This is a genomic window from Burkholderia sp. S-53 (assembly GCF_025560745.1).
Taxonomy (GTDB): Bacteria; Pseudomonadota; Gammaproteobacteria; order Burkholderiales; family Burkholderiaceae; genus Burkholderia; species Burkholderia pyrrocinia.
In genome coordinates this window covers 551,755-574,904 of record NZ_CP090484.1, presented here as the reverse complement: position 1 = coordinate 574,904, position 23,150 = coordinate 551,755, and the positions used below count along the sequence as shown (strand labels likewise).

Sequence of the window (23,150 nt, the reverse complement as noted above, 5' to 3'; positions counted from 1 at the left end):
TGGGGCGCGAGGTGGTGCGTTGAACCATTGCGTGCCAGATCGACAGGATGGGGATCCGCTTCGATTTTGCTGTGCGACCTGGGCGCGTTTTGAAAAATCCAAAAGCAGGAATAAAATATCCGATACGTCGGAATATTTTTTCGAGAGGTCTACCATGCAAGCCACCCGAGAGATGGTGTCTACGGCGGAAGTGGCGTTCATAGCGGGAGTCAGCGATCGAGACATCAACCGTCTGGTTGATGAGAAAATCTTGCCTGATCCGCTTTTTCGTGTTGAGGATGGCCGCTGGTTCGAAAGGATCGCTGCAGCTTTTGCTCGCTTTTACTTCGCAACCAGCGAAAGCCTGACGAGCGAGATTCGGAAGTCAGTCATCAACGAACTGACGGATCGTCTACTTACGATGAGGGTGGACGATCGCCGGCTGTATCTGACGCTGAGCAGCCTGAACTCATGGGAACCGGTCGATTGGCAGGTGCAACGCAGCTATCTCAGGATTGAGATGGTTTCGTTCCTGGTTGTCGTGCAGGAGCGTGCCGCTGAGGCAGATCGAGCAAATCGGACCATTGTTTCCGACCCGGAAATCATGGGGGGAGCGCCGGTATTTGCTGGCACGCGTGTGCCAATTGATACCGTCGTTAGTTCACTCGCTGCCGGTGTCGAATTTGAGCGTCTCAAATCGTCTTGGCCGTTCCTGACGGAATCTCTGATCGAAGATGCGCAGGTTTATCTGAAGGTTCATCCGCGCCGCGGTCGCCCACGCAGACTTGACGGGGAGACGTCGGGCTGGAAACAGGTGTCCCGTAAGGTGATCCGCTCCAGATCGGCGGACGCATGAGCCTCAAGCTGCTCATTGATGAATGCCTCTCACCCGAACTGGTGGACGTCGCGATCGAAGCAGGGCATCCGGAGTCGACCTGCGTGCGCAATCGAGGTTGGCTAGGGCTCAAGGACCACGAACTGATGCGCTGTGTGATCGATGGCGATTTCACTCTTGTGACGTGCAACAGCAAGGATTTCCGTGGACCTGCCAGCGACGGTCCTGGAGGTTTCCACCGGTGTGAGGAGGTTCATGCCGGCCTCATTTGTCTCAATTCCGCATACAGCATGGACATACCACGTCAGCATCGCCTGTTTCGGGCCGTGCTTGACGAAGTGGCGCAAAGGGATGCTTTGATCAACGTGGCGCTTGAGATCTTCGAAGACGTCGATGGTGACTTGGAGCTGATCGAATATGAGATCCCGGCAGCGTAGCGAGCGCGTGACGAGTGCAAACGAACAGTACTAGCTGACGTTGCCAGCATTCGACACTGGGAAAGACGGCCTTGCCGGTAACACGACGAGGCCTGTTGATCATAGGTTGGTGAGATGTTGCGATAAATCGCGGCGGGGCCGATCCGTCTGAATTCAGATCAGGGGCGGATCGATCGGGCGGTCGTCTCATGGAAAACCCCGGCCACGATCGTGACCTGCGCGAGCGCGTAGAGGCCCCAGATCAGGTAATCGATGCCCGGAAAACCGCCGAGGAACCGGCCGACGCCGATCAGCGTATCGGAGCCGACGAAGATCAGGCTGCCGACGGCAACCAGCGGGCCGTGCGTGCGGGCGACGAGCGCGAAGCTCGCCATCGCGCACAGCACGAGCATGTAGACGGCGACCGGCGCCAGCAGCTCGCCGAGGTTCGGCAGGAACGCGAGGTAGAACGCCGGTGCAGCGATCCACAGCCCGGCCAGCGCGGCGATTCGCCAGCCGTGCGGCCGGGCGCGCCAGCGGAAGAAAATCGCGCAATAGAAGAGATGCGTGAGCAGGAACGCGCCGAGGCCGAGGACGAACGACAGTGGCCAGTCGGGCAGCGCGAGCAGCACGTCGCCGAGCACGGCCGTGGCGAGCGCCGCGCACAGCCACGCGCGTTCGCGCGGCGCGCCGCAGGTGCTGCCCGCCGCGAGCAGCAGGATGCCCATCGCGGCTTTCGCGGCGGCCTGGCCCGGATAGGGCGCAGCAGCGAGCGACAGCCCGTACAGCAGCGCGGCGGCGACGGCGAGCGGCCAGAGCCGGCGGTAGGTGGCGGGAAGCGTGGCGATCAAGGCGGGTGTCTCCGGTTTGTTGTTGTCTGCGGTGGACGGCGCGTCGTCGAGGGCGCGGCTGCGGCCATTATCCGGAAGAAAGGGCGCGTGAAACCGGCGAATCCTTCTAGGACGCGGTCGGGATGCCCGCGCACGCGCGTGCGTGCCGCTGCATCGATCCGGCGATGCCGGCCATCGATGCGCGGGCGCTGCCGCCGGATTTCTTCTACGCGTTGCCCCTGCTGAACCGGGGCAACGACTCCAATTCGGCTTGCTATGATCGCCGCGGTATTGCCGTTGTCGTTGTCCCGCCCGGCCGCGCGACTGGATGCACAGGCCGGTGCGTGCCCGATGTATCCATGCCGTGCCCGGCCCGCGCGTCAATGCAAAGCGGGGCGGAGCCGGCCCCCCACGAAAACAGGTCCGACCATGACCGAACTTCTCCACGGCGACGGCGCGATCCGTCGCACGACGCCATACGGCTCCTCGATCGAAAACACCTATGCGGGCGTGCTGTCGTTCATGCGCCGCAATTACTCTCGCGCGCTGGACGGCGTCGACGTCGCGATTTCCGGCGTGCCGCTCGACCTTGCGACGACCTTTCGCTCCGGCGCGCGGCTCGGGCCGGCCGCGATCCGCGCGGCGAGCGTGCAGCTCGCGGAGCTTAATCCGTATCCGTGGGGTTTCAATCCGTTCGACGATCTCGCGGCCATCGACTATGGCGACTGCTGGTTCGACGCGCACAACCCGCTGTCGATCAAGCCCGCGATCGTCGAGCACGCACGCACGATCCTGCGTTCCAGCGCGAAGATGCTGACGTTCGGCGGCGACCACTACATCACGTATCCGCTTCTGGTCGCGCACGCGGAGCGCTACGGCAAGCCGCTGTCGCTGATCCATTTCGACGCGCACTGCGATACGTGGGCCGACGACGAGCCGGACAGCCTCAATCACGGCACGATGTTCTACAAGGCGGTGAAGGAAGGGCTGATCGATCCCGCGACGTCGGTGCAGGTCGGCATCCGCACGTGGAACGACGACTTTCTCGGGATCGAGCGGCTCGACGCCGCGTGGGTGCACGATCACGGTTCGCGTGCGGCGGTCGAGCGGATCGTCGACATCGTCGGCGCGCGACCCGCGTACCTGACGTTCGATATCGACTGCCTCGATCCGGCGTTCGCTCCCGGCACAGGCACGCCGGTCGCGGGCGGGTTGTCGTCCGCGCAGGCGCTCGCGATCGTGCGTGGGCTCGGCGCGGTGAATCTGGTCGGTGCTGACGTGGTCGAGGTGGCGCCTGCTTACGATCATGCGGACATTACTGCAATCGCGGCCGCGCATGTCGCGTGCGATCTGCTGTGCCTGTGGCGGCAGAAGAAGGTGGCGGGGCGGTGAAGTAGGCCGGCGCGCACGGCCACGCAATGCAAAAGGCAGGCGGGCTGGTTGCCCGCCGGTTTTTTCATTGGTCTCCGGTTCCCCCCGGTCGCCCACATGCGTTCCGAATCGCGTGCGGCGGAAACCACGCATAAAAAAGCCCGCCGAAGCGGGCTTTCACACTGCGTGCAATTTTATTTTATGGGCTTTGCTTCGTACTACTTCCCGCCAGCGTCTACCCTTGGTTCGGCCTTGGTCCGCGCGTTCTTGCGCCGCTCAAGACACGCGCAGCCATCGCAGATTCATTGGAGACTCACTCCGTGTCTCCGGCGCTCGGCCAGGGGATGTCTATGTCGGTAAGGGCCAGATCCAGGCACGTCATGTATCCCTGGATATGCTGATAGCCAACCTGCGCCTGGAATTTCTCATCATCTGTACCAGTCTTTCCGATATCTTTATTAACCGACCCGTCAAGCTCGTGCTGCATCGCCGGTCCTGAAAGATCGGACGTTCCCCATTGGGTGTACTTCAGAGGACTTGTAGCAAGGCTGATCGCATCGACAGCAAGCTTAAAAATCAAACTGGGGTTAATGCCGGCGTCGCTGTAGACGGTTTTCACCTTCTGAAGGCTGTCCGCATTCCATGCCATCGGCACGATATCCCGCGAATTGAATATGCGTGTCGCATGGCCTCGCATTTGACTGTTGAAATAGTCGGCGAACACATCGTTGCCTGCTGTCGGGCCGGCAAACGTCTGGCAGTGGTACGTGTGACTCTGCAAGCCGCTCTGATTCTTCAGGTACAACACGATCGCGGATGCCAGCGCTCCTGCGAGGCTGTGCCCGACCACGTTGACTACCGATGACGGTTGCACAGTCCTCAGGAAGTCGGCGAGCGTTAGCTGACTTGAATCAGCCTTGGCCAGTACGAAGAACAACGCTCCATTCGTACCCGCCGATATGCATGCGTCCGACGGGCAGTCCGGCACATACGCGCTGAATGGCTCAAGGGTTTTATACGAAAAATCGGCCAGACGATCAAGCAGGGATTTGAAATCGGTGCCGCTTGTCACCACTGAATATTCGCCGCTAGCCGCCGATTGCAAGACGACAGTGACATTGGCAGCAACGCCAGTCCCATCCAATACGACGGCAGGCCCCCAAACAATTTCGAACTGATTGTTCTGGGTCATCTTTGATCCGTTCAGGCGATCCACGATGTTCTCTTTGACCTGCGTGTCAGTTGGAAACGGGATCTGCTGCCCGCTATCGTCGGTTGCTGCGTTGTTAACGACATAGGCCAATGTGAGATTGACCTGCATTTGCTCGAATTTGCTGGATGTCATGGTTCGTCGCCTCGTCGTCGCGCTGCGGAAGGGAGTCATTGCGAAGAAGCCGATTCCTGGCCTCTTGCGCCGCTGCGGGTTGGAATGGGACGCGCGGCGGCGATACCCGGATTGCACGGAACGCAAGCGATGTAGGCTCGCAATGATCACACAAATGATGGTACAGGCAGTCCATCGGAACAACCTGTCGATGTTGGCAGGTACCGTCGGCCTGTCACGGCCTCGCGGGACGACACTCCCGGCAGTTCACGATCCGGCCTTTCCAGGCTCCCTGGGCTCGCCTTCAGGCTCGAGAATTCCCGGCATCCTCATGCAAAGGTCCGTTGCCCAGGCGAAGCGGTCGCCCGAACGACCGGTCGCCGGCAGGGACGAACGTCGCGTGATGGCCGGCAAGCGTCGCCGTCATATAGAATGGAGCGCTTTGCCCGTACTCCTATGTGGTTCAAGAATCTTCAGCTTCATCGTCTTCCGGCACCTTGGGCCGTAACCCCCGATCAGATGGAAAAATGGCTGGCGCCCTACGCGTTTCAGCCGGGCAGCAGCATCGAGATGCAGCGCTTCGGATGGGCGTCGCCGCGTGACGACGGCGCGCTCGTGTATTCGATCAACCGGCAGATGCTGCTGGTGTTTCGTGCCGAAAAGAAGCTGCTCCCGGCGTCGGTCGTCAATCAGGTGACCAAGGCCCGGGCGCTTGAAGTCGAGGAGCAGCAGGGCTTCAAGGTGGGGCGCAAACAGCTGCGCGAACTCAAGGAGCAGGTTACCGACGAACTGCTGCCGCGCGCGTTCACCATTCGCCGCGATACCCGCGTGTGGATCGATACGGCGAACGGCTGGCTCGTCATCGATGCGGCTGCACAGGCTCTTGCCGACGATGTTCGCGGCCTGCTCGTCAAATCGATCGATCAGTTGCCGCTCGCCGGCGTACAGGTGGCGCTTTCGCCGGTCGCCGCGATGACGGATTGGCTGCTGTCCGGCGAGGCGCCGGGCGGATTCACCGTGGACCAGGACGCCGAGCTGCGCTCGAGCGGCGAAGGCGGCGCCACGGTGCGATACGTCGGCCACGCGCTGGAAGCGAACGACATGCGCCGGCACATCGAGGCCGGCAAACAATGCATGCGCCTCGCGATGACCTGGAACGACCGGATCTCCTTCGTGCTGACACCGTCGCTGACGATCAAGCGAGTCACGCCGCTCGACGTGATCAAGGAAGCGACGGATCCCACCGCGCAGAACGACGATGAACGCTTCGACTCGGATGTCACGCTGATGACGGGTGAATTGGGGCGGATGTTGACCGATCTTGTCGATATCCTGGGTGGCGATCAGCACGACTCGATTCGTCAGGCGGCAGCAGCCTGAACGCCGTCGGCTGTCGAGGATCATCGCCCCGCGACGGCGCGGCTTCGCGCTGACGCGACATGTCGAGGAGGACCGTCGTCGCCCTGGCGGCGGGTCGCGGCTGAGCGCTTGCGACCCGAACCAGCCGACGGGCCAGGGCGGCTGAGCGACCGGTCTTTGGTCGCGCCACGGACGTTGATGTCCGTATGAACACTGCTAGACTGCGGACGCTTTCCCACACATGTACTCGACCATTCCGGATGGTGACATGACCGAATGCGCTCTAACATTTACCAGTCCGACCGAATGGGAAAGCTGGTTAGGGCAAAACGGCAGCACGTCGACCGGAGCATGGCTGCGTCTGGCGAAAAAAGGCACTGAGCAGCGAACCGTAACCTACGAACAGGCGCTGGAAAGCGCCCTCTGCTATGGCTGGATCGATGGTCAAAAGCGGGCTGAGAGCGAGAAATACTGGTTACAACGCTTCACCCCACGCTCCGCAAAAAGCATCTGGTCCAAACTCAACAAAGAAAGGGCCGAAGCGCTGATCGCCGCAGGCAGAATGCGCCCGCCCGGTATGCGCGAAATCGACAAGGCGAGGAAGGACGGTCGCTGGGAGTCTGCCTATACGTCGGCCAGCAACTCGACAGTGCCGGACGACCTGCAAGTGGCTCTGGACGCAAATCCGGAAGCCAAGAAGTTTTTTGCAACACTGAACAGCCGTAACCGCTATGCCATTCTGTTTCGGGTACAGAATGCCAAAAAGCCAGAAACCAGGGCGCGTAAAATCGAGGAATTCGTCAACATGCTGAACCGTGGCGAAACCTTTCATCCGTAGAGCTTGCGCTGCTGACGGAGATTTTGCCAAATGAGAGCATATAACCCGTAATAGCCGCTTCGGCTCGGCGGCCTTCATGCGTGAGACACGCCCGACGGGCTGTTGCTGGCCGAACGCGGAAGCAAGAGTTCGGCCCGGCAGCGAGGTGTTCGCACAATGCCCGAACTTCCGTAGCCGGCCCACTGGACCACGCGCAGAAGAAGAATTCGGCAAGGTGTGCAGCTACGGTCAATGCCAATACGTTGTCAGCAGATGGCCGTCGTAAGGCGGTCGCCGCTCTTCAATCTGTCGCGCCGGCGTTACGCGTGACGCGGTGCTTCAACGGGTGGTGTGCCGTCATGAAACAGCGTTTTCAGCTGTGAACGCAGCTCCGGCGAATCGGTATGCTTGTGAACCGCGACCGCATGCTGTACGGCCGCCTCGAGCAACTCGTTTTCGGAGTCCGCTGATAGCGCAACGGAACAATTCATTTCGCTCGGGAATTCCCGGCAATCGATGTATTTGCGCGACATGATGCCTTCCTCATACGACAGTAGTCATGGGTCTTGCGTGAATGACCGCGCGGGATGCCGCGCGAAGTACATACGGCACGATTGCGCCTCCTTGTCGCGGACGAAATGATTTTGAAAGTATAGGTCGCGTGCAATGAATTCGCGGTAATGCATCGAAATTCACGGCGTTCCGCGTGCGTCGCCCGCACGATATGCCGCAGATGCCGCCTGCGGTCAAGAATGAAACAGGGATGTAATTAACGGCCGGCTACATGCCTGCCGAGATCCGCACGCGAAGGTCCATTGTCCGGGTGGAAGCGACGTTTGAATGGCAGTTCGAACGTGCGGGTCGATGTCCGTAGATGGCCCAACGCCGACAGTGCGCCCCCACGTTTCCCGAACATTCGGGAAGAACCGAAAAAGGCCGGCGGGCAGGGTGCCCATCGGCCTTGTTTCGAACGCGTGCGCGCTGCGTTTGCGCGTTACTTCGCCGCGAGCGCGGTCGCCACGCGTTTATCCGTCCACGCGTTGTCAGCAACGCTCAACTTCTGCGGAATCAGCTTCGCGCGATAAAACGCATCGGCGACACCTTGCTGAACCGCGACGATCTTCTCGTCGACCGGCACCGCACCGAACGGCACGCGCTTGATCCAGGTTTCGACGAGCGGCAACGGCAGGCCGACCTTCGGCGCGATCAGCGCGGCGGTCTCGGCCGGATGCCCGTTGACCCACAGGCCCGTCTCGCGCGCCTGCTTCAGGATCGAGCCGACCACGTCGGCATGCTGCTCTGCGAAATCGCGCGTCGCCTCGTAGAAGTTGTTCGCCGGCGTGAGGCCCGTGTAGTCGGACAGCGTGCGGATCTTCAGCGAATTCTGCGCGGCGGCGTAATAAGGATCCCAGACGGCCCACGCGTCGACGTTGCCGCTTTCGAACGCGGCGCGCGCGTCGGCGGGCGGCAGGTACACGGGGCGGATCTCGTCGTAGCGCACGCCGGCCTTCTTCAGCGCTTCCAGCAGCAGGTAGTTCGCGCTCGAGCCTTTCTGCAGCGCGACCTTCTTGCCGCGCAGCTCGGCGAGCGAGCGGATCGGCGAATCGGCTTTCACGAATACGGCTTCGTTGTGCGGCGACGGCGGTTCCGCGCCGACGTACACGAAGCGTACTCCTGCAGCCTGCGCGAACACGGGCGGCGGCGCGCCCGTGTAGCCGAAGTCGATGCTGTTCGCGTTCAGCGCTTCGAGCAGTTGCGGGCCGGCCGGGAATTCGAACCACTGGACGTCGTAGCCGAGCGGCTTGAGCCGCGCTTCGAGCGAGCCTTGCGCCTTGATGATCGACAGCAGGCCGGCCTTCTGATAGCCGATGCGCACGACCTTGTCGGCGCCGCCTTGCGCGAAGGCCGACGCGGCGGACAGCGCGACGAGCGTGACGGCGGCGGTGCGGGTGACCCAGCGGGTGAAACGAATCATCGAACGGACTCCATGCGAAACGTCTTCGGGAGAGCGGCCGGTGCCGCTCGGTTGGAAGAATCGTCGCATGGGCGATCGCGCCGGCAAACGAAGCATTGCCGATATCAATATGACGACGGGGGCCCTATGCTTTGTCGCCGTCGCCTTGCGTATCGGGTGTGCCGGACTGACGCGCGGCCTCGTCGTCGCTGAGCTTCTTGTCGAGGATCGTCGCGACGCGGCCGCCGAGATACGCGCTCGCCGCGGTTTCGAGCGCGCGGTTCGTCTCGCCTTCGACGAACACGGCCGCGAGCGGGCGCAGGCGCCAGATCGCATCGACCAGTTCGGGCACGTCGGTGGCCGGCGGCAGCGTGCCGGCGTCGTAGCGGTCGAGCCGCTTCACGACGAGATCGACGAGCAGCCGCGCGATCGCGTCGAAGTGCGGCCGCGCGAGGCTGATCACGTCGAGCAGCTCGCGCGGCGGGATGCCTTCCTTCGTCATCGCGGCCGCCGCCTCGAGCAGCGCGGGGCTCTTCGCGACGAACGACAGGCCGCGCCGTTCGAGCAGCCCGAGCTCGGTCACGCGCGAAAGCTGCGTGGTCGCCTGCGGGCCGAACATCTGCGCGAGCGCGGCGAGCGAATAGGTTTTCGGCAGTTCATGCGACCAGCGGCCGCCGATCGCGTTTTCGAGGCCGAGGATCGAGCGCAGGTCGTGGCCTTCGTCGATCGCCTTGATCAGGTCCTGGATGTTCGACAGCGTATAGCCGCGCGCGAGCAGGTGGTTGATCAGCTTCAGCCGCGCGACGTGCGTGTCGTCGTAGATGCCGACGCGCCCGCGCTTCTCGGGCGGCGCGAGCAAACCGCGATCCTGGTAAGCGCGGACGTTGCGCACGGTCGTGTCGGACACGCGCGCCAGTTCGTCGACCGTGTACTCGTTGCGGGAATCCGCTGCGGCCTCGTCGGGTGTGGAATGAGTCTGTTTTGACATGCGGTCATTCTAGCGCGACGCGGCAGGCTCGGGCGAGGCGGGGAGCGTGCGTGCGCCGTCGCCGAGCGGGCGCTGCAGCAGCGCCGTGTCGATCCAGCGGCCGTGCTTGAAGCCGATCGCCTTCAGCGTGCCGGCCGGCTCGAAGCCGAATGCGCGATGCAGCGACGTCGAACCGCCCGTGCCGCCGTCGGCGATCACCGCGATCATCTGCCGCCACGGGCCGGCCTCGCAGCGCGCGATCAGCGCCGCGAGCAGTGCGCGGCCGATCCCGCGCCCGCGCTGCGCATCGTCGATGTAGATCGAATCCTCGATCGTGAAGCGGTATGCGCTGCGCGTGCGGTAAGGCGTCGCGTATGCGTAGCCGGCCACGCGGCCGTCGTGTTCCGCGACGAGATACGGCAGCCCGTGGCCCAGTACCGCGTCGCGCCGCGCGCGCAGCTCGGCCGCGTCGGGCGGCGTTTCCTCGAACGACGCGACGCCGTGGCGGACGTGGTGCGCATAGATCGCGTGGATGGCGGCGAGATCGGCGTCGGTCGAATCGCGGACGATGCAGGCGGCTGGCGTGGCGGACATGGTGACGGGGCGGCAGGGCGCGGTGCGGGCAAACCGTTACTATGCGGACGATTGCGTGACGCGTAAAGCCGCGGCCGTGCGTCCGGCGAGGCGGCGTTCAGTTCGGCTGCCGCTTCTTTTGCGTGTCGCGCGGCAACTCGTCGAAGCGGGCGAAGTAGTAGGCGGAAAAGCGGCCGAGGTGCCCGAAGCCGAACGTCAGCGCCGTATCGGTGATGCTGGCCACCGGGTCGGTCAGCAACTGCACGCGCGCAGCGTCCAGCCGGATGTTGCGCAGCAGCTCCATCGGGGTCGCGCCGTGGTAGCGCCGGCACAGCACGTTCAGCGTCCGCAGGCTGACGCCGGCCGCCCTGGCGAGATCCTCGAGCGAGATCGGCGCGCAGAGCCGCGCGTGGATGAATTCGTGCAGCGCATCCATCTGCCGGATGCCGCCACGCGATCCGGCTTGCGCCGGCGCACCGCGCGCTTGCGGCGCCGCGCCGGCATGCGCAGCGGCGGGCGACGGCGGGCAATGCACGAGCAGGAACAGCGCGAGGCTTCGTTCGAAGTGGTCGCGCCATTCGGCCCGGATGCCGCCGTCGTCGGCAACGGCGAGCACGTTCAGCAGCGACTGCGCGATCAGATCCCACTGCGACGCAAGCGCCGTCGGCAACAGGAATCCCGGCGCGAGGCCGGGCGCCGCGTCGTCGGGCCGGCGGCCGCTGACCGCGCGCATCAGCGCATCGGGCACCTTGACGATCAGTTGCCGGGTGCCGGACCGCCAGCGGAGGCGGACGCGAGACGTCGGCGCCAGCACGGCGGTGCGCCCTTCGGACACGCCCATCACGTGCCCGTCGCACTCGATTTCGGCGCCGCCCGCGAGCGACGTGTGGACGAGCGAAAAGCCGTCGAACGGGCGCGGGGCGACCTCGACTTCGGCGCCGTACTGCAGCGCGTAGACGCTCAGGTGATTCAGTTGCCCCTTGAAAAGCGCGGCGTCGGGCACGCCCTGCTTCCAGCGCAGCGCATGCTCGGCCAGTTCCAGCGAGACCTGCTCGTGCGCATCCGTGCGCAAGCCGGATCGGAACACGCAATTCCGATACAGCGCGGACAGCACTTCCGCATTCGGGGTGAGGGGCATGGGGCGTCTCCTGTGTGGCGCTTTTCGTGCAGCGCATCCGGCTGGCCGCGGATGCGCGTCGTGCCACATCGGTTTCTCTTGTGAGCGAGATATCCTGAAAGGATGATATTGATCTTTGTCAGGCTTGTCGAAAGTTTCGCAAGAATCGGATAGTCCCGCCCCCGCCGGGGAAAAATCCGGATAGCGCGCGGCGCGCGGCACGAGAAAAACGGATCGAATTCGCGAGCCGCCTGCAAATTCCGGATAGTGGAAATCATTGTGGCTTCCTACACTGCGCCGGCATCCGGACGAACAGTGGCGCATTTCACGACAATGATTCGTACAACTACTAAATAGATAGCCTGAGCGATCGTACTGGTTCGGACGAGCGTCATGCGACGACTACCGCCGGGCCTGAATCCCCTCTGGAAAAAGGAAGGAAGTCCATGCGTCAAATCAACCTGCAGGCGCTCTCCGACGATGCGCGGCTGGGCAAGCTGCACGGCGTCGTGCTGTTCTGGTGCGCGCTGATCATCGTGTTCGACGGGTATGACCTGGCGGTGGCCGGCATCGCGCTGCCGGCGATCATGAAGGAGATGGGCGTCAACCCGGCGCAGGCCGGCTTCATGGTCAGCTCGGCGCTGTTCGGCATGATGTTCGGCAACATCGTGTTCGGGACCGTCGCCGAGCGGATCGGGCGCCGCTGGGCCATCGCGGCCTGCCTGACGCTGTTCAGCGTCTTTACCGCGGCGGCCGGGCTGGCGCCCACGCCCGCACTGTTCGGCGCGGCTCGCTTCCTGGCGGGCATCGGCATCGGCGGCGTGATGCCGAACGTTATCGCTCATATGACCGAGTACGCGCCGCGCCGCGTGCGCAGCACGCTGGTGACGCTGATGTTCAGCGGCTATTCGGTCGGCGGCATGCTGGCGGCCGTGATGGGCAAGGGGATGATCGAGGTGTACGGATGGCAGTCCGTGTTCGTCGCCGCCGGTGCGCCGGTGCTGCTCGTTCCGCTGCTCGTGAAATGGATGCCGGAATCGCTGCCGTTCCTGATCCGGCACGGCAGGACCGACGAGCTCGCACGTATCGCGCGCCGGCTCGATCCCGCATACCGGCGTCAACCGGGCGACTCTTATGTCGTTCCGCGCGACGACAACGCGGGCGGCGCGCCGGTTCGCCAGCTGTTCGACGACGGTCGTGGATTCAGCACGGTCATGTTCTGGATCGCGTGCTTCATGTGCCTGTTCATGGTGTATGCGCTCAGTTCGTGGCTGACCCGGCTGATGGCGAGCGCCGGCTACAGCCTCGGCTCCGCGTTGACCTTCGTGCTGGTGCTGAACGCCGGCGCGATGGTCGGCGCGATCGGCGGTGGCTGGCTGGCCGATCGCTTTCCGATCAAGACGGTGCTCGTGTCGATGTATCTGCTTGCCGCGGTGTCGATCACGCTGCTCGGTTACAAGGTGCCGACCGCGCTGCTGTTCGTGCTGGTCGCCCTCGCGGGTGCTTCGACGATCGGCACGCAGATCGTCAACTGCGCGTATGCGGGGCAGTTCTATCCGATGGCGATCCGCTCGACCGGCATCGGCTGGACGTTGGGCGTGGGTCGTAGCGGCGCGATCCTGGCGCCGATCGTCATCGGTTTGCTGGTGGGCATCGATCTGCCGCTGGAACAGAACTTCATGGCGATCGGATTGCCCGCGCTGGCGGCCGCCGTCGCGGTCGGCCTGATCGATCATCGGCGCTCGGCGTCGCATCGCGGCCTTCCGGCTTCGGCCGGCGAACGACAGGCGTTGCCCGCTCGGCAGTCCTGAACGGCGGGTCGGCGGTGCGCAACCGGCCGGAGATCATGGCCGGCCCGGAGCAGGGGCTCCGACAGGGGCGCTCGGTCAGAGCCGCCCGTCCGCCGCGCGCACCGCGTCGGCGATTGCGTCGGCGACGCGCTGCACGCGCGGCGACCGGCGCACGTCCGGATGGACGACGAGCCAGATCTCGCGCTCGATGTCGCAGCGGGGCGCGGACGTCAGTTCGACGAGCGGTGTGGGTGCGGACGATGGTGCCGCACCGGCTTCGACGAGCGAATCGTCGACGAGAAACCGCGGCAACAGCGCGACCCCCGCGCCGGCGACGCATGCGCGATGCAGCGCCGCGAGGTCGTTCGCGACGAACGCGAAACGGCGCCCGGCCGCGAAGCGTTCGAGCCATTGCTGCTGCGGCGTCTGCGCGAGCGCATCGTCGTAGCCGACGAACGGCCAGGTGTCGGGCGGCGCGTCCGCCCATTCCGGCGACGCGCACAGCGCGAACCGCATCGTGCCGAGCCGGCGCGCGGCGAGCCCCGGCTCGCTCGGCCGCGACAGCCGCACCGCGAGATCGGCTTCGCGCGCGTACAGGTTCGCCGCATGCATCTCGCCCATCAGGTCGATACGCAGCGCCGGCCATGCGCGCTGCGCGCGGGCAAGGTGCGGTGCGAGGAAATGGCTGGCGAATACCGGCGACGCCGATATGCGTACGACGCCGTCGAGCGCTGCCGCGCCCTGCGCGGCGCGCGCGAACGCATGGGCATCGGTTTCGAGGCGCGCGGCGTGCTCGGCGAGGTGCAGCCCTTCGTCGGTCGGCGGCCAGCCGCGCGGCAACCGGTCGAACAGCCGGATGCCGAGCGCGGACTCCAGCGCGTCGATGCGCCGCGCGACCGTCGAATGCTGGACCTGCAGTGCGCGCGCGGCGGCCGACAGGCTGCCGCCGCGCATCACCGCGAGGAAGTAGCGGATGTCGTCCCAGCTCATCGGCAGTGCGGACGCGGGAGCGGGATCCAGATCGGTCGAATTTTGCACAATAAATGGGCGATAAACGGGAATTCCGATCGATTATGCACGATGGGATGATCGTGTCACTTCATTCGATTGCGAGGAACGTCATGACCCAAACTGCCACCGCCATCCGGATCGGGATCGACCGCTACGGCGACGCCGGCGTGCTGCGCCGCGTCGATGCGCCCGTCGCGCCGCCCGGCGCCGGCGAGGTGCGGATTCGTCAGACTGCCGTCGGCGTGAATTTCGTCGACATCTATTTCAGGACCGGCGCGCACCCATTGCCCGCGCTGCCGGACGCGCTCGGCGTCGAGGCGGCCGGCGTGATCGACGCGGTCGGGCCCGGCGTGACGGATCTCGTGCCGGGCCAGCGCGTCGCGTATGCGGGCATGCCGACCGGCAGCTATGCGAGCCTGCGCACGATGCCGGCCGGGCGCGTGTTGCCGATCCCCGACGGCCTGAGCGACGACGCGGTTGCCGCCGGACTGCTGAAAGGGATCACGGTCTACATGCTGCTGCATCGCGTCCGGCAGGTCGGCGCCGGCGACACGGTGCTCGTGCATGCGGCGGCCGGCGGGGTCGGGCTGCTGGCGACGCAGTGGGCGAGCGCGCTCGGCGCGCGGGTGATCGGCACGGTCGGGTCGGCCGCGAAAGCCGCGCTCGTGCGCACGCATGGCGCCGATGCGGTCGTCGATTATCGCGAGGCAGATTTCGTCGCGGCCGCGCGCGCGTTCGGCGGCGGCGCGGGGGTCGATTACGCGATCGACGGGATCGGCGGCGACGTGCTGACGCGCACGCTCGGCGCAATCCGGCCGTTCGGGATGGTCGCGAGCATCGGGCAGGTGGCCGCGATCGGCGCGCGGCAGACGTTCGATCTCGACGAACTGGGGCCGGCCCGTTCGATTGCGCTTGCGCGGCCGAGCGTGCTCGGTTTCATTGCCCGCGACGTCGAGGGGTATCGCGAAGCCGCGCGCGCGACGCTCGAACGGCTGGCGGGCGGGATGCACGTCGAGATCGGCGCGCGGCTGCCGCTCGAACAGGCGGCCGATGCGCACCGGTTGCTGGAGTCGCGCGCGACGACGGGCGCGGTGGTGCTGGTGCCGTGAGCGGGGCGGCGAAGCCGGCTTGGACATCCCGCTCGATACCCGTGCATCGCCGAGCCGGCCGGGCACGACGATCACGTTGCATGCCGGTGCGAAATGGCCCCTTTCCGCGAGGCAAGGAAGCACCTTCTTGATACTGTGCGCATCGGCGCATTGTCTTTCTGGAAAATCCGGATTCAGTGCACGAATCCGGCGTTTTTCGTTCTACGAGAATCGATTGCGCCAGAGTTTCCGCGCTGACGAATACGGTGCCCGCCTCTCGAGCATTGGGCGTGCGATCCATCGCGCCGACCAACACGCCCAGCCGCTGCTTTTTCAATAGCAAGCCGCCCGCGGAGACGGCAGGGAGCGCATACGGCACTGCCTGCGCTCCCCGCTCCCGAAGATACCCGCTGCTCGTATCGACTGGCCGCGCTGAACTGCGCGACAATCGCCACGACTCCGCGTCAAGGCCATCGCTCTACATCACTCCGAAGCTGGCCGGACACACTTGACGCTCGATGGATGAAACCGGACAACTATTCGACGTCTTCACCCGTAGGCAGCGAATTAATCACGGCCTCCGGAATAACCTTGACTTTACCGGGATCGAAATCGAACTTCCTGAAAATAATATCGTCCCGGATGGCGCGCTTTTGGCCGTTCGTCAGCAAATAACGCAATGAAGACGAATCTCCCCTGATAAGCCAGGCACCGACGCTCAGCGGAAGGCTTTGAGGGATATGGCTGGTGAGATAATCGTCAACGAAGATGCCTTCCCATGAAGGGAACAAATTAAAATATGTATCCGGATCCGGAATGAAATGGAGAGTGCCGTTGATAACAAGGTACACGTTGGGGCTTTGGCTGGACTTGACACGAATGCCGTCGTACGGTCTCCAGTCGGAGCCCGCCAGGGCGTCCTTTGCCTCCTGCTCGGTGGCGCGGACCAGGTCTTTTTGAGAAGGGGCAGCTTGTGTGCTCATGTTGATCTCCAGTGCGATTCGATGGCGGGCAATGCATGCGGCACAGGTATCGGTGGCGCACGTCTATAATCGGCCCGATTAAATCAATGTTATTTAGGTTTGCGGCGCGACATATGAAAGCCCGCGCACCAAAAACATATTCTCCGTCAGGCGGCAGAGTCCATTACACTCGATTACACCAAGACAATGGCGTGCCTGCGTCATTTGTGCGCTTGGGGAACACTGCACAGTTCGAATCCGTCTTCGGTTATGTGCAATGCGTCCTTGAGAGTAAAAGAAACTTTGCGCAGAGGACCGCATGCAGCATTGCGCAAGATTCCCGTTCCCGGAGATATCTGCTGTTCCTGACCTGATCGATGCCCCAACACGCCCACCTGGCAGACTCAAAGCCAACCGGAACGACGAATGGTTGTCTGCCTGCTTGCTGACCTGGTACACGTACGCACCGCAACCTGACCGGCCGGCGTATCGACTTGCGCAAACCGTTTTTTCAGCGTCGATATCTCGCGCGCCGAGTCGATGAATGCGAGCGTGCCAGGTTTCCTGGCCCGGCATCGCCGCCGCCCGCCGGTACGGTCAGCCGCCCTTGCGCAGCGGCGCATCCTCGACGAACCATGCGAGCACGAACGCGATCGCGACCACGATCGCCGCCGCGAGATACACGACATGCAGCGAGCCCGCGAACGCATGCAGGTACGCGTTGCGCACGGCATCCGGCAACTGGTGCACGGCGCCCGGGCCGAGCGCGGGCGGCAGCTCCGTGCCGGCCGGCAGCGCCTGCAGCATCCGCGCCTGCAGCCCGTGCGAGAACAGCGCGCCGAACGCCGCGACGCCGATCGAGCTGCCGATCGAGCGGAACAGCGTTGCGCCCGATGTCGCGACGCCCATGTGCCGGAATTCGACCGTGTTCTGCACCGCGAGCGTGAGCACGGGCATCACCATCCCGAGGCCGACCCCGAGCAGCGCCATGTACGCGTACATCGTATGCAGCGGCGTATCGAGCGACAGCGTCGACAGCAGCGCCAGCGCGATCCCGCCGATCAGCGTGCCGGCGATCGGAAACAGGCGGTATGAGCCGAGCCGCGAGATCAGCCGGCCGCTGATCACCGACGTCGCGAGCATCCCGCCCATCATCGGCAGCAACTGCATCCCGGCCTGCGATGGCGTCGAGCCCTTCACGACCTGCAGATAGAGCGGAATGAACGTGACCGAGCCGAACAGCGCGGTGCCGACCACGAAGCCGATCAGGCTGACCAGCACGAACGTGCGATGGCGGAACAGTTCGAGCGGGATGATCGGCTCGGCCGCGAGCCGTTCTTCATAAATGAAGCCGCCGATCGCGACGAGGCCGAGCACGAGCGTCATCCACAGTTGCGGCGACGTCCACGGCAGCAGCGAGCCGCCTTCGCTCGTGAACAGGATCACGCAGGTGAGGGCGGTCGCGAGGAACGCGGCGCCCATGTAGTCGATCCGGTGCTTCACGTGCGCGGTGTGCGGCCGGAATGCGATGCCGATCACCGCGAGCGCGAGAAAGCCGAGCGGCAGGTTGATCGTGAAGATCCAGCGCCACGACAGGTGCTCGACCAGGAAGCCGCCGAGCAGCGGGCCGACGATCGTCGCGAGCCCGTAGACGCCGCCGAACATCCCCTGGTAGCGCGCCCGGCGATCGGGCGGCACCAGGTCGCCGATCGCGGCCATCGTGACGACCATCAGGCCGCCGCCGCCGAGCCCCTGCAGCGCGCGCAGCACGATCAGCTGCGTCATGTCCTGTGCGACGCCGCACAGCGCGGAGCCGGCGAGGAACAGCACGATCGCGGCCTGCAGCACGATCTTGCGGCCGTACAGGTCGCCGAGCTTGCCGTACAGCGGCAGCACGACGGTGGACGACAGCAGGTACGCGGTGACGACCCACGACAACTGGTCGAGCCCGCCGAGCTCGCCGACGATCGTCGGCAGCGCGGTCGACACGATCGTCTGGTCGAGCGCGGACAGCAGCATGACGAGCAGCAGCGCGGCGACGATCAGCGCGGTCGGCGCGTCGCGGCGGGTCGTTTCGGCGGCCGGCGGAGTAAGGAGGGTGTCGGTGGTCATCGAGATGTCTGCCATGGCAGGGAATTGGTTCGAAATATAACGACCAATGTTTGCCTAGTCAATTTCTGCCCAGCCTCGATATGTTGCAACCGTAACAGGAGATTGCCGCCGCGAAAAATTGACCGGGATCAGGGAGAAAGGGGGCCGGACTCAAGTTTTCTGCAGGCAAACCGTAATCCAGAGTGCTGCGGTCCGATTGCCGCGGCACTTTTTATCGCTCCCGTGCCGTCATGAACCTGAACGCCCTGTTTTCCCGTTTCTCGATCCGTACGCGGATCTTCTCCACGCTCGGCCTCGTTGCCGTGCTGCTCGTCGTGTCGGGGCTGATCGGCCTCGCCGGCATGCAGAGCTCGAACCGCGCGCTCGACGAGGCCTATACGCAGCAACTGGCTGCGAAGACCGCGCTGTCCGCCGCGAGCCTGAACCTGACGATCGTGCGCACGACGCTCGACCGCGCGCTGCTGCATCCGGAAGCGCCGGAAGTGCCCGATCTCGTCAAGAAGGCCGAGAACTATCTCGCGAAGGCCGACGCCGCGTGGCGCAGCTACACGGCGATGCCGCACGACGGCGACGAAGGCCCGCTGGCGAGCCGTCTCGACGCTGCGCGCCAGGCGCTGATCGGGCAGGCGCTGAAGCCGCTGACCGATGCGATCCGCGACGGCCGCCGCGACGAGGCCGACCGCTTGCTGATGTCGGTCGCGCCGCCGCTGTCGGTCGCGCTCACGCAGGCGACCGATGCGCTCGATACGTACCAGGCGGCGCGCGGCAAGGATGTCTACGACACCGCGCAGACCTACTACGGCTGGATGCGCGCCGGCGCGATCGCGGGCATCGCGTTCGGCCTGGCCGCATGCCTCGGCTGCGCGATCGGCCTGCATTACGCGATCACGCAGCCGGTGAACCGGCTGCTGTCGCATTTCCGCCGCCTGTCGGACGGCGACCTGACGTCGGAAGTGCGCTGGTCGTCGCGCGACGAGATGGCCGAACTGGTCAAGGGCGTGACGGGCATGCAGCGCAGCCTCGCGGACACGGTGCGCCAGGTCAGCCAGGGATCCGAAGCGATCTCGACGGCGACGCACCAGATCGCGGCCGGCAACACCGATCTGTCGCAGCGCACCGAGGAACAGGCGTCCGCGCTGCAGGAGACGGCCGCGAGCATGGAGCAGTTGACCGCGACCGTGAAGCAGAACGCCGACCATGCACTCGAGGCGCAGGCCTGCGCGGACAGCGCGAGCGAGATCGCGACGCGCGGCGCGACGGTGGTCGGCGAGGTGATCGGCACGATGACCGAGATCGACCAGAGCTCGCAGAAGGTTGCCGACATCATCGGCACGATCGAAGGGATCGCGTTCCAGACCAACATCCTCGCGCTGAACGCGGCGGTCGAAGCCGCGCGCGCGGGCGAGCAGGGCCGCGGCTTTGCGGTGGTCGCGGGCGAGGTGCGCACGCTCGCGCAGCGCTCGGCGTCCGCGGCGAAGGAGATCCGCACGCTGATCGGCGAATCGGTCGAGCGCGTCGCGAACGGCTCGCGGCTCGTCGGCGTGGCCGGCACGACGATGCAGGACATCCAGCACGCGATCGGGCGCGTGACGGGCATCATGACCGAGATCGCGGCTGCGTCGAACGAGCAGCGCGACGGGATCGAGCAGGTGAACCGCGCGGTGTCGCAGATGGATCAGGTGTCGCAGCAGAATGCGGCGCTCGTCGAGCAGGCCGCGGCGGCTGCGGCGTCGCTGGAGGAGCAGGCGGACGGGTTGCGTCGCGCGGTGGGGGCGTTCCGGGTGGCGTGATCGATGGCGGGCGGTGACGGGGCGGGCGCTAGCCTGCCCGGCTGCCGCTTGCCCGCTGCGTCACACAGCCACGAGCTGCACAGCCGCGCGCGACGACGCGACGATCAGCAGCTTCATCGTCGCGCGCGTCGCGCCGACGAACAGCTTGCGTGCAGCACGCGCGTCGAGCGTATCGAAGTCGACTTCGGTGAGGATCACGCACGGCGCCGACTGGCCCTTGAAGCGGTAGATGGAATCGAGCAGCACGTCGCCTTCGCGATATTCGGGGTTGCCGAACAGGTCGTACTTGCCGGTGAAGCTCTTGATCCGGTGCGGGCCGAGCTGGTCGAGCGGCGCGAGCACCGAGCCTTCGCGGCCGCGATACGACAGCACCGCGATGTCCTGCTTGCGAAAGCCGAGCGACAGCGCGTGCGTGATCGCGCGCTTGGTCGCGTCGATGCACGCTTCCGCCAAGGCATCGCCCGACATGCCTTCTTCCCCGTATGCCGACACCGACGGATCGGACCCGTCGAACGGGCTGCCCGAGCGCAGTTCGGCCGCGAGCGGCTCGACGCGCCCGACGACGTCGCGCACGAATTCGAGCAAATCGCGCGGGCTGCGGTAGTTCGTCAGCGCCTTCAGCGTGACCCAGCCGGGCAGTGCGACGGGCTCGCGCATGTACAGGTTCTGCAGCGGATCCTCGAGCCACCACCACGCGCCGTCCGGCGCCAGCAAACGCTCCAGTGCGGCCGCCCACGGCGCATGGAAATCCTGCCCCTCGTCGACGACCAGCACGTCGAAGCGCCAGCGCTCGGGAATCGGCGCTTGTGCGAAACGCGCTTCGAGCCGTTCGAATTCACCGGGTACCTGGAAGTCGGGTGTATAGCCGCTGTCGCGCGCGACCCAGTCGCACAGCTGGTGGTAGTTCGCGATCTTCGCGCCGGGCGGCGCGATGCGCGCGATGTAGTCGGCGAGCGGCCGGTTGAAGCACACGTAGAGCACGCGCTTGCCGGCCGCGACGGCATCGCGCATCGCCTGCACCGCGAGCTGCGTCTTGCCCGAGCCGGCCGTGCCGGTGACGCGCAGCCGGAACGGCGCGAATTCGAGCTGGCGCGCCCACGCGGCGAGGCCGCCCGACAGCCGCGTGACGAGCGTGCCGGCCTGCCCGACGAGTGCACTCGTGTCGGGCGTGAGCGCGAGCTCGTCCGCGAGGAAATGGTGGAGCTTCGGTGCGTTCGGGAGGCGCTCGTCGTCCTCGGGCAGGATCTGCAGGATCACCTGCGCGAGCTGCGCCTTGCGCGACGCGTCGACGATGCGGTCGGCCGCGACGCCGGCGATCGATGCCTGGCGGATCGAGTAGTCGGGGCAGTACAGCAGCGCCTCGACGCCGTAGACGCCCGCGCCGAGCGCGGCCGTCAGGCGCCGGTGCAGCGTTTCCTGCGTGCGCGCGAGCTGGATCGCGACGTTGCGCTCGGTCTGCAGGTAGACCTTCACGAGCCCCTTCGGGGTTTCGCGCAGGAACCCGGCCTTCTGCTCGATCAGCAGCACGCGGCCGGCCGGGCTCACGACGACGAACGCGGCTTCGCCGAACACCGAGAATCCTTGCTCGGCGCGCGTCCAGTGCACGCCGTGATACACGGTGTAGGTGTCGGGCAGTGCGTGTTCGAGCGCGGCGAGCGTTTCGCGCTCGCGTTCGGCCGCGCCGGTCGCGGCGAGGCTTTTCCAGTCGTCGGGAATGAGGCGGGCCATGGAGTCGGGCTGCGTGGGCGTGAACAGGTGCGGCTATTGTACTGAGGAACCTGTTCACGGCCGCACGAACGCTGGCCGTCCGGCAGAGGGCGGATGCGGGGGAGGGTCACCCGCGCGCGAGCCGTTTCGCGAGATCGGCGCTGAGGATCGCCATCCGCGCGGGTTTTTCATAGCAGACGACGTCGAACGCGCGGATCACTTCGCTGATGTCGGCTTCGCTCGCGCGGCCGGTGAGCAGGTCGCCCGTCAGCACGAAGATCGGTGCGCCCGGGTTGTCGGACGTGCGTACGGCCTTGATCGCGGTCGCGGCCGTGCTGTCGTCGAACAGCCATTCGGTGAGCACTGCGTCGAAGGCCTGGCCCTGCAGCGCGTCGACGAACGGCGCGAGGCCGTCGAACGCGGCCGTCGCGAAACCCTGCCGTTCGAGATAGCGGCACAGCTCGGTCGCGCTGACGCGATCGGGATCGATCACGGCGACGACGAGCTTGTCGCTCTCCGCGCGGCGTGGATAGATTTCGATCTTGTGCACGTCGTACGCGTTCTGGTACAGCACGCCCGTGTGGCGCAGCACGCGCCAGCGGCCGTTCTGCTCGTACGCGACGAACTCGGGGCGCGCGCCGGCTTCGAGCGGCGCGCCGATCCATGCGGTGCACGGAATCTCGGCGACGCCCGCGTAAAGTACGGCCTCCTGCGAATAGGCGCCGACCATGCCGGGGTCGAGCGTCTGCGCGCCGAACAGCTGGGCGGCGGGTTCGCCGTACGCTTCGGCGACCTTCTTGATTTGCGCGAGCGTCCAGGGGCTGCTGCCGCGCAGCTTACGATGGCCTTGAGAGAAACTCAGGTCGAGGATGCGGCACAGCTCGGTAGTCTGCTGGCGCTTGCCGATGCCGTTGCGGGTCATCAGCTCGCGAACGCGCTCGGCAACCGCGAGGGAATCCGTGGTGATTGCTTCAATGGTCATGCTACGGGAACGGATCGTGACGTTCAGAACGACGCCTTGCGGCAGTCTCGACGGACAGTCTTCATGACGTCCAGTGGCGAGCCGACCGGCCACGCGCGGAAAAGATAACTTTACCGCAAAATGGTCGTCATTCAGTGTCTCGAAAGGTGCGTTTGTGTGAAACCTG

The 23,150-nt window shown here is 65.3% G+C and carries 21 protein-coding genes; 9 read left to right on the top strand and 12 right to left on the bottom strand.

Annotation, left to right across the window (positions count from 1 at the left end; genetic code table 11):
• Nucleotides 1-154 precede the first annotated feature (154 nt).
• Nucleotides 155-835: a DUF433 domain-containing protein gene (locus LXM88_RS24730; RefSeq protein ID WP_262545101.1), complete on the top strand. Its 681-nt coding sequence runs from the start codon at nucleotides 155-157 to the stop codon at nucleotides 833-835.
• Nucleotides 832-1,251 carry a DUF5615 family PIN-like protein gene (locus tag LXM88_RS24725; RefSeq protein WP_262545100.1) on the top strand — a complete coding sequence of 140 codons (420 nt, stop codon included), beginning with the start codon at nucleotides 832-834 and terminating at the stop codon, nucleotides 1,249-1,251. The genes LXM88_RS24730 and LXM88_RS24725 overlap by 4 nt, the downstream gene beginning before the upstream one ends.
• Nucleotides 1,252-1,409: 158 nt before the next feature.
• Here LXM88_RS24725 and LXM88_RS24720 read toward each other — a convergent pair whose 3' ends face one another.
• Entirely contained in the window at nucleotides 1,410-2,081 is a 672-nt protein-coding gene (locus tag LXM88_RS24720; RefSeq protein ID WP_262545098.1) for a lysoplasmalogenase, read from the bottom strand.
• A 408-nt stretch (nucleotides 2,082-2,489) separates the two neighbouring features.
• Here LXM88_RS24720 and speB point away from each other — a divergent pair, with 408 nt between their 5' ends.
• Entirely contained in the window at nucleotides 2,490-3,452 is a 963-nt protein-coding gene (speB, locus tag LXM88_RS24715) for an agmatinase (protein ID WP_262545097.1), read from the top strand.
• Nucleotides 3,453-3,744: 292 nt separating this feature from the next.
• Here the strand turns inward: speB and LXM88_RS24710 are convergent, their stop codons facing one another.
• Nucleotides 3,745-4,776 carry a lipase family protein gene (locus tag LXM88_RS24710; protein WP_262545096.1) on the bottom strand — a complete coding sequence of 344 codons (1,032 nt, stop codon included), beginning with the start codon at nucleotides 4,774-4,776 and terminating at the stop codon, nucleotides 3,745-3,747.
• A gap of 435 nt (nucleotides 4,777-5,211) precedes the next feature.
• On the opposite strand from LXM88_RS24710, the gene LXM88_RS24705 reads away from it, so the two are divergent.
• Both LXM88_RS24705 and LXM88_RS24700 read left to right on the top strand, forming a co-directional pair.
• Nucleotides 5,212-6,135 carry a recombination-associated protein RdgC gene (locus tag LXM88_RS24705; protein ID WP_262545095.1) on the top strand — a complete coding sequence of 308 codons (924 nt, stop codon included), beginning with the start codon at nucleotides 5,212-5,214 and terminating at the stop codon, nucleotides 6,133-6,135.
• A gap of 247 nt (nucleotides 6,136-6,382) precedes the next feature.
• Nucleotides 6,383-6,952 (top strand): YdeI/OmpD-associated family protein, encoded by a 570-nt coding sequence (locus LXM88_RS24700; RefSeq protein ID WP_262546916.1) that lies wholly within the window; start codon nucleotides 6,383-6,385, stop codon nucleotides 6,950-6,952.
• Between the two features lie 299 nt (nucleotides 6,953-7,251).
• Here the strand turns inward: LXM88_RS24700 and LXM88_RS24695 are convergent, their stop codons facing one another.
• The 5 genes from LXM88_RS24695 to LXM88_RS24675 form a co-directional block, all read right to left on the bottom strand.
• A complete protein-coding gene (locus tag LXM88_RS24695) occupies nucleotides 7,252-7,464 on the bottom strand; it encodes a DUF1059 domain-containing protein (RefSeq protein ID WP_262545094.1) in 213 nt (70 codons plus the stop codon).
• Between the two features lie 461 nt (nucleotides 7,465-7,925).
• Entirely contained in the window at nucleotides 7,926-8,906 is a 981-nt protein-coding gene (locus tag LXM88_RS24690) for a sulfonate ABC transporter substrate-binding protein (protein WP_262545092.1), read from the bottom strand.
• 124 nt (nucleotides 8,907-9,030) lie between these two features.
• Nucleotides 9,031-9,873, bottom strand: a complete 843-nt coding sequence (locus LXM88_RS24685) for a MerR family transcriptional regulator (RefSeq protein WP_262545091.1) — start codon at nucleotides 9,871-9,873, stop codon at nucleotides 9,031-9,033.
• A gap of 9 nt (nucleotides 9,874-9,882) precedes the next feature.
• Nucleotides 9,883-10,446 carry a GNAT family N-acetyltransferase gene (locus LXM88_RS24680; protein WP_262545090.1) on the bottom strand — a complete coding sequence of 188 codons (564 nt, stop codon included), beginning with the start codon at nucleotides 10,444-10,446 and terminating at the stop codon, nucleotides 9,883-9,885.
• Between the two features lie 97 nt (nucleotides 10,447-10,543).
• Nucleotides 10,544-11,563: an AraC family transcriptional regulator gene (locus tag LXM88_RS24675; RefSeq protein WP_262545089.1), complete on the bottom strand. Its 1,020-nt coding sequence runs from the start codon at nucleotides 11,561-11,563 to the stop codon at nucleotides 10,544-10,546.
• A gap of 425 nt (nucleotides 11,564-11,988) precedes the next feature.
• Here LXM88_RS24675 and LXM88_RS24670 point away from each other — a divergent pair, with 425 nt between their 5' ends.
• Nucleotides 11,989-13,353 carry an MFS transporter gene (locus tag LXM88_RS24670; protein ID WP_262545088.1) on the top strand — a complete coding sequence of 455 codons (1,365 nt, stop codon included), beginning with the start codon at nucleotides 11,989-11,991 and terminating at the stop codon, nucleotides 13,351-13,353.
• Between the two features lie 75 nt (nucleotides 13,354-13,428).
• Here LXM88_RS24670 and LXM88_RS24665 read toward each other — a convergent pair whose 3' ends face one another.
• Nucleotides 13,429-14,322 (bottom strand): LysR family transcriptional regulator, encoded by an 894-nt coding sequence (locus tag LXM88_RS24665; RefSeq protein WP_262545087.1) that lies wholly within the window; start codon nucleotides 14,320-14,322, stop codon nucleotides 13,429-13,431.
• Between the two features lie 131 nt (nucleotides 14,323-14,453).
• On the opposite strand from LXM88_RS24665, the gene LXM88_RS24660 reads away from it, so the two are divergent.
• Nucleotides 14,454-15,452 carry a quinone oxidoreductase family protein gene (locus LXM88_RS24660; protein ID WP_262545086.1) on the top strand — a complete coding sequence of 333 codons (999 nt, stop codon included), beginning with the start codon at nucleotides 14,454-14,456 and terminating at the stop codon, nucleotides 15,450-15,452.
• Between the two features lie 19 nt (nucleotides 15,453-15,471).
• Nucleotides 15,472-15,771, top strand: coding sequence for a hypothetical protein (locus LXM88_RS24655; protein ID WP_262545085.1), 300 nt, complete (start codon nucleotides 15,472-15,474; stop codon nucleotides 15,769-15,771).
• Between the two features lie 196 nt (nucleotides 15,772-15,967).
• On the opposite strand, the gene LXM88_RS24650 is transcribed toward LXM88_RS24655, so the two are convergent.
• Both LXM88_RS24650 and LXM88_RS24645 read right to left on the bottom strand, forming a co-directional pair.
• A complete protein-coding gene (locus tag LXM88_RS24650; protein WP_262545084.1) occupies nucleotides 15,968-16,414 on the bottom strand; it encodes a hypothetical protein in 447 nt (148 codons plus the stop codon).
• A gap of 576 nt (nucleotides 16,415-16,990) precedes the next feature.
• Nucleotides 16,991-18,505, bottom strand: a complete 1,515-nt coding sequence (locus tag LXM88_RS24645) for an MDR family MFS transporter (RefSeq protein WP_262545082.1) — start codon at nucleotides 18,503-18,505, stop codon at nucleotides 16,991-16,993.
• A 230-nt stretch (nucleotides 18,506-18,735) separates the two neighbouring features.
• On the opposite strand from LXM88_RS24645, the gene LXM88_RS24640 reads away from it, so the two are divergent.
• A complete protein-coding gene (locus LXM88_RS24640) occupies nucleotides 18,736-20,295 on the top strand; it encodes a methyl-accepting chemotaxis protein (protein ID WP_262545080.1) in 1,560 nt (519 codons plus the stop codon).
• Between the two features lie 60 nt (nucleotides 20,296-20,355).
• Here LXM88_RS24640 and LXM88_RS24635 read toward each other — a convergent pair whose 3' ends face one another.
• Nucleotides 20,356-22,023: an ATP-dependent helicase gene (locus LXM88_RS24635; protein WP_262545079.1), complete on the bottom strand. Its 1,668-nt coding sequence runs from the start codon at nucleotides 22,021-22,023 to the stop codon at nucleotides 20,356-20,358.
• Between the two features lie 106 nt (nucleotides 22,024-22,129).
• Complete coding sequence (locus LXM88_RS24630; protein WP_175840076.1) at nucleotides 22,130-22,984, bottom strand: helix-turn-helix domain-containing protein; 855 nt, start codon at nucleotides 22,982-22,984, stop codon at nucleotides 22,130-22,132.
• Nucleotides 22,985-23,150 lie beyond the last annotated feature (166 nt).

What these genes read in the sequence shown, in the direction of transcription:
- LXM88_RS24680 (WP_262545090.1), bottom strand. Translation starts at nt 10,446, where the DNA reads ATGTCCGCCACGCCAGCCGCCTGCATCGTCCGCGATTCGACCGACGCC.
- LXM88_RS24670 (WP_262545088.1), top strand. Translation starts at nt 11,989, where the DNA reads ATGCGTCAAATCAACCTGCAGGCGCTCTCCGACGATGCGCGGCTGGGC.
- LXM88_RS24630 (WP_175840076.1), bottom strand. Translation starts at nt 22,984, where the DNA reads ATGACCATTGAAGCAATCACCACGGATTCCCTCGCGGTTGCCGAGCGC.
- LXM88_RS24695 (WP_262545094.1), bottom strand. Translation starts at nt 7,464, where the DNA reads ATGTCGCGCAAATACATCGATTGCCGGGAATTCCCGAGCGAAATGAAT.
- LXM88_RS24725 (WP_262545100.1), top strand. Translation starts at nt 832, where the DNA reads ATGAGCCTCAAGCTGCTCATTGATGAATGCCTCTCACCCGAACTGGTG.
- LXM88_RS24640 (WP_262545080.1), top strand. Translation starts at nt 18,736, where the DNA reads ATGAACCTGAACGCCCTGTTTTCCCGTTTCTCGATCCGTACGCGGATC.
- LXM88_RS24700 (WP_262546916.1), top strand. Translation starts at nt 6,383, where the DNA reads ATGACCGAATGCGCTCTAACATTTACCAGTCCGACCGAATGGGAAAGC.
- LXM88_RS24705 (WP_262545095.1), top strand. Translation starts at nt 5,212, where the DNA reads ATGTGGTTCAAGAATCTTCAGCTTCATCGTCTTCCGGCACCTTGGGCC.
- LXM88_RS24710 (WP_262545096.1), bottom strand. Translation starts at nt 4,776, where the DNA reads ATGACATCCAGCAAATTCGAGCAAATGCAGGTCAATCTCACATTGGCC.
- LXM88_RS24685 (WP_262545091.1), bottom strand. Translation starts at nt 9,873, where the DNA reads ATGTCAAAACAGACTCATTCCACACCCGACGAGGCCGCAGCGGATTCC.
- LXM88_RS24645 (WP_262545082.1), bottom strand. Translation starts at nt 18,505, where the DNA reads ATGACCACCGACACCCTCCTTACTCCGCCGGCCGCCGAAACGACCCGC.
- LXM88_RS24650 (WP_262545084.1), bottom strand. Translation starts at nt 16,414, where the DNA reads ATGAGCACACAAGCTGCCCCTTCTCAAAAAGACCTGGTCCGCGCCACC.
- LXM88_RS24660 (WP_262545086.1), top strand. Translation starts at nt 14,454, where the DNA reads ATGACCCAAACTGCCACCGCCATCCGGATCGGGATCGACCGCTACGGC.
- LXM88_RS24730 (WP_262545101.1), top strand. Translation starts at nt 155, where the DNA reads ATGCAAGCCACCCGAGAGATGGTGTCTACGGCGGAAGTGGCGTTCATA.
- speB (WP_262545097.1), top strand. Translation starts at nt 2,490, where the DNA reads ATGACCGAACTTCTCCACGGCGACGGCGCGATCCGTCGCACGACGCCA.
- LXM88_RS24665 (WP_262545087.1), bottom strand. Translation starts at nt 14,322, where the DNA reads ATGAGCTGGGACGACATCCGCTACTTCCTCGCGGTGATGCGCGGCGGC.
- LXM88_RS24675 (WP_262545089.1), bottom strand. Translation starts at nt 11,563, where the DNA reads ATGCCCCTCACCCCGAATGCGGAAGTGCTGTCCGCGCTGTATCGGAAT.
- LXM88_RS24635 (WP_262545079.1), bottom strand. Translation starts at nt 22,023, where the DNA reads ATGGCCCGCCTCATTCCCGACGACTGGAAAAGCCTCGCCGCGACCGGC.
- LXM88_RS24690 (WP_262545092.1), bottom strand. Translation starts at nt 8,906, where the DNA reads ATGATTCGTTTCACCCGCTGGGTCACCCGCACCGCCGCCGTCACGCTC.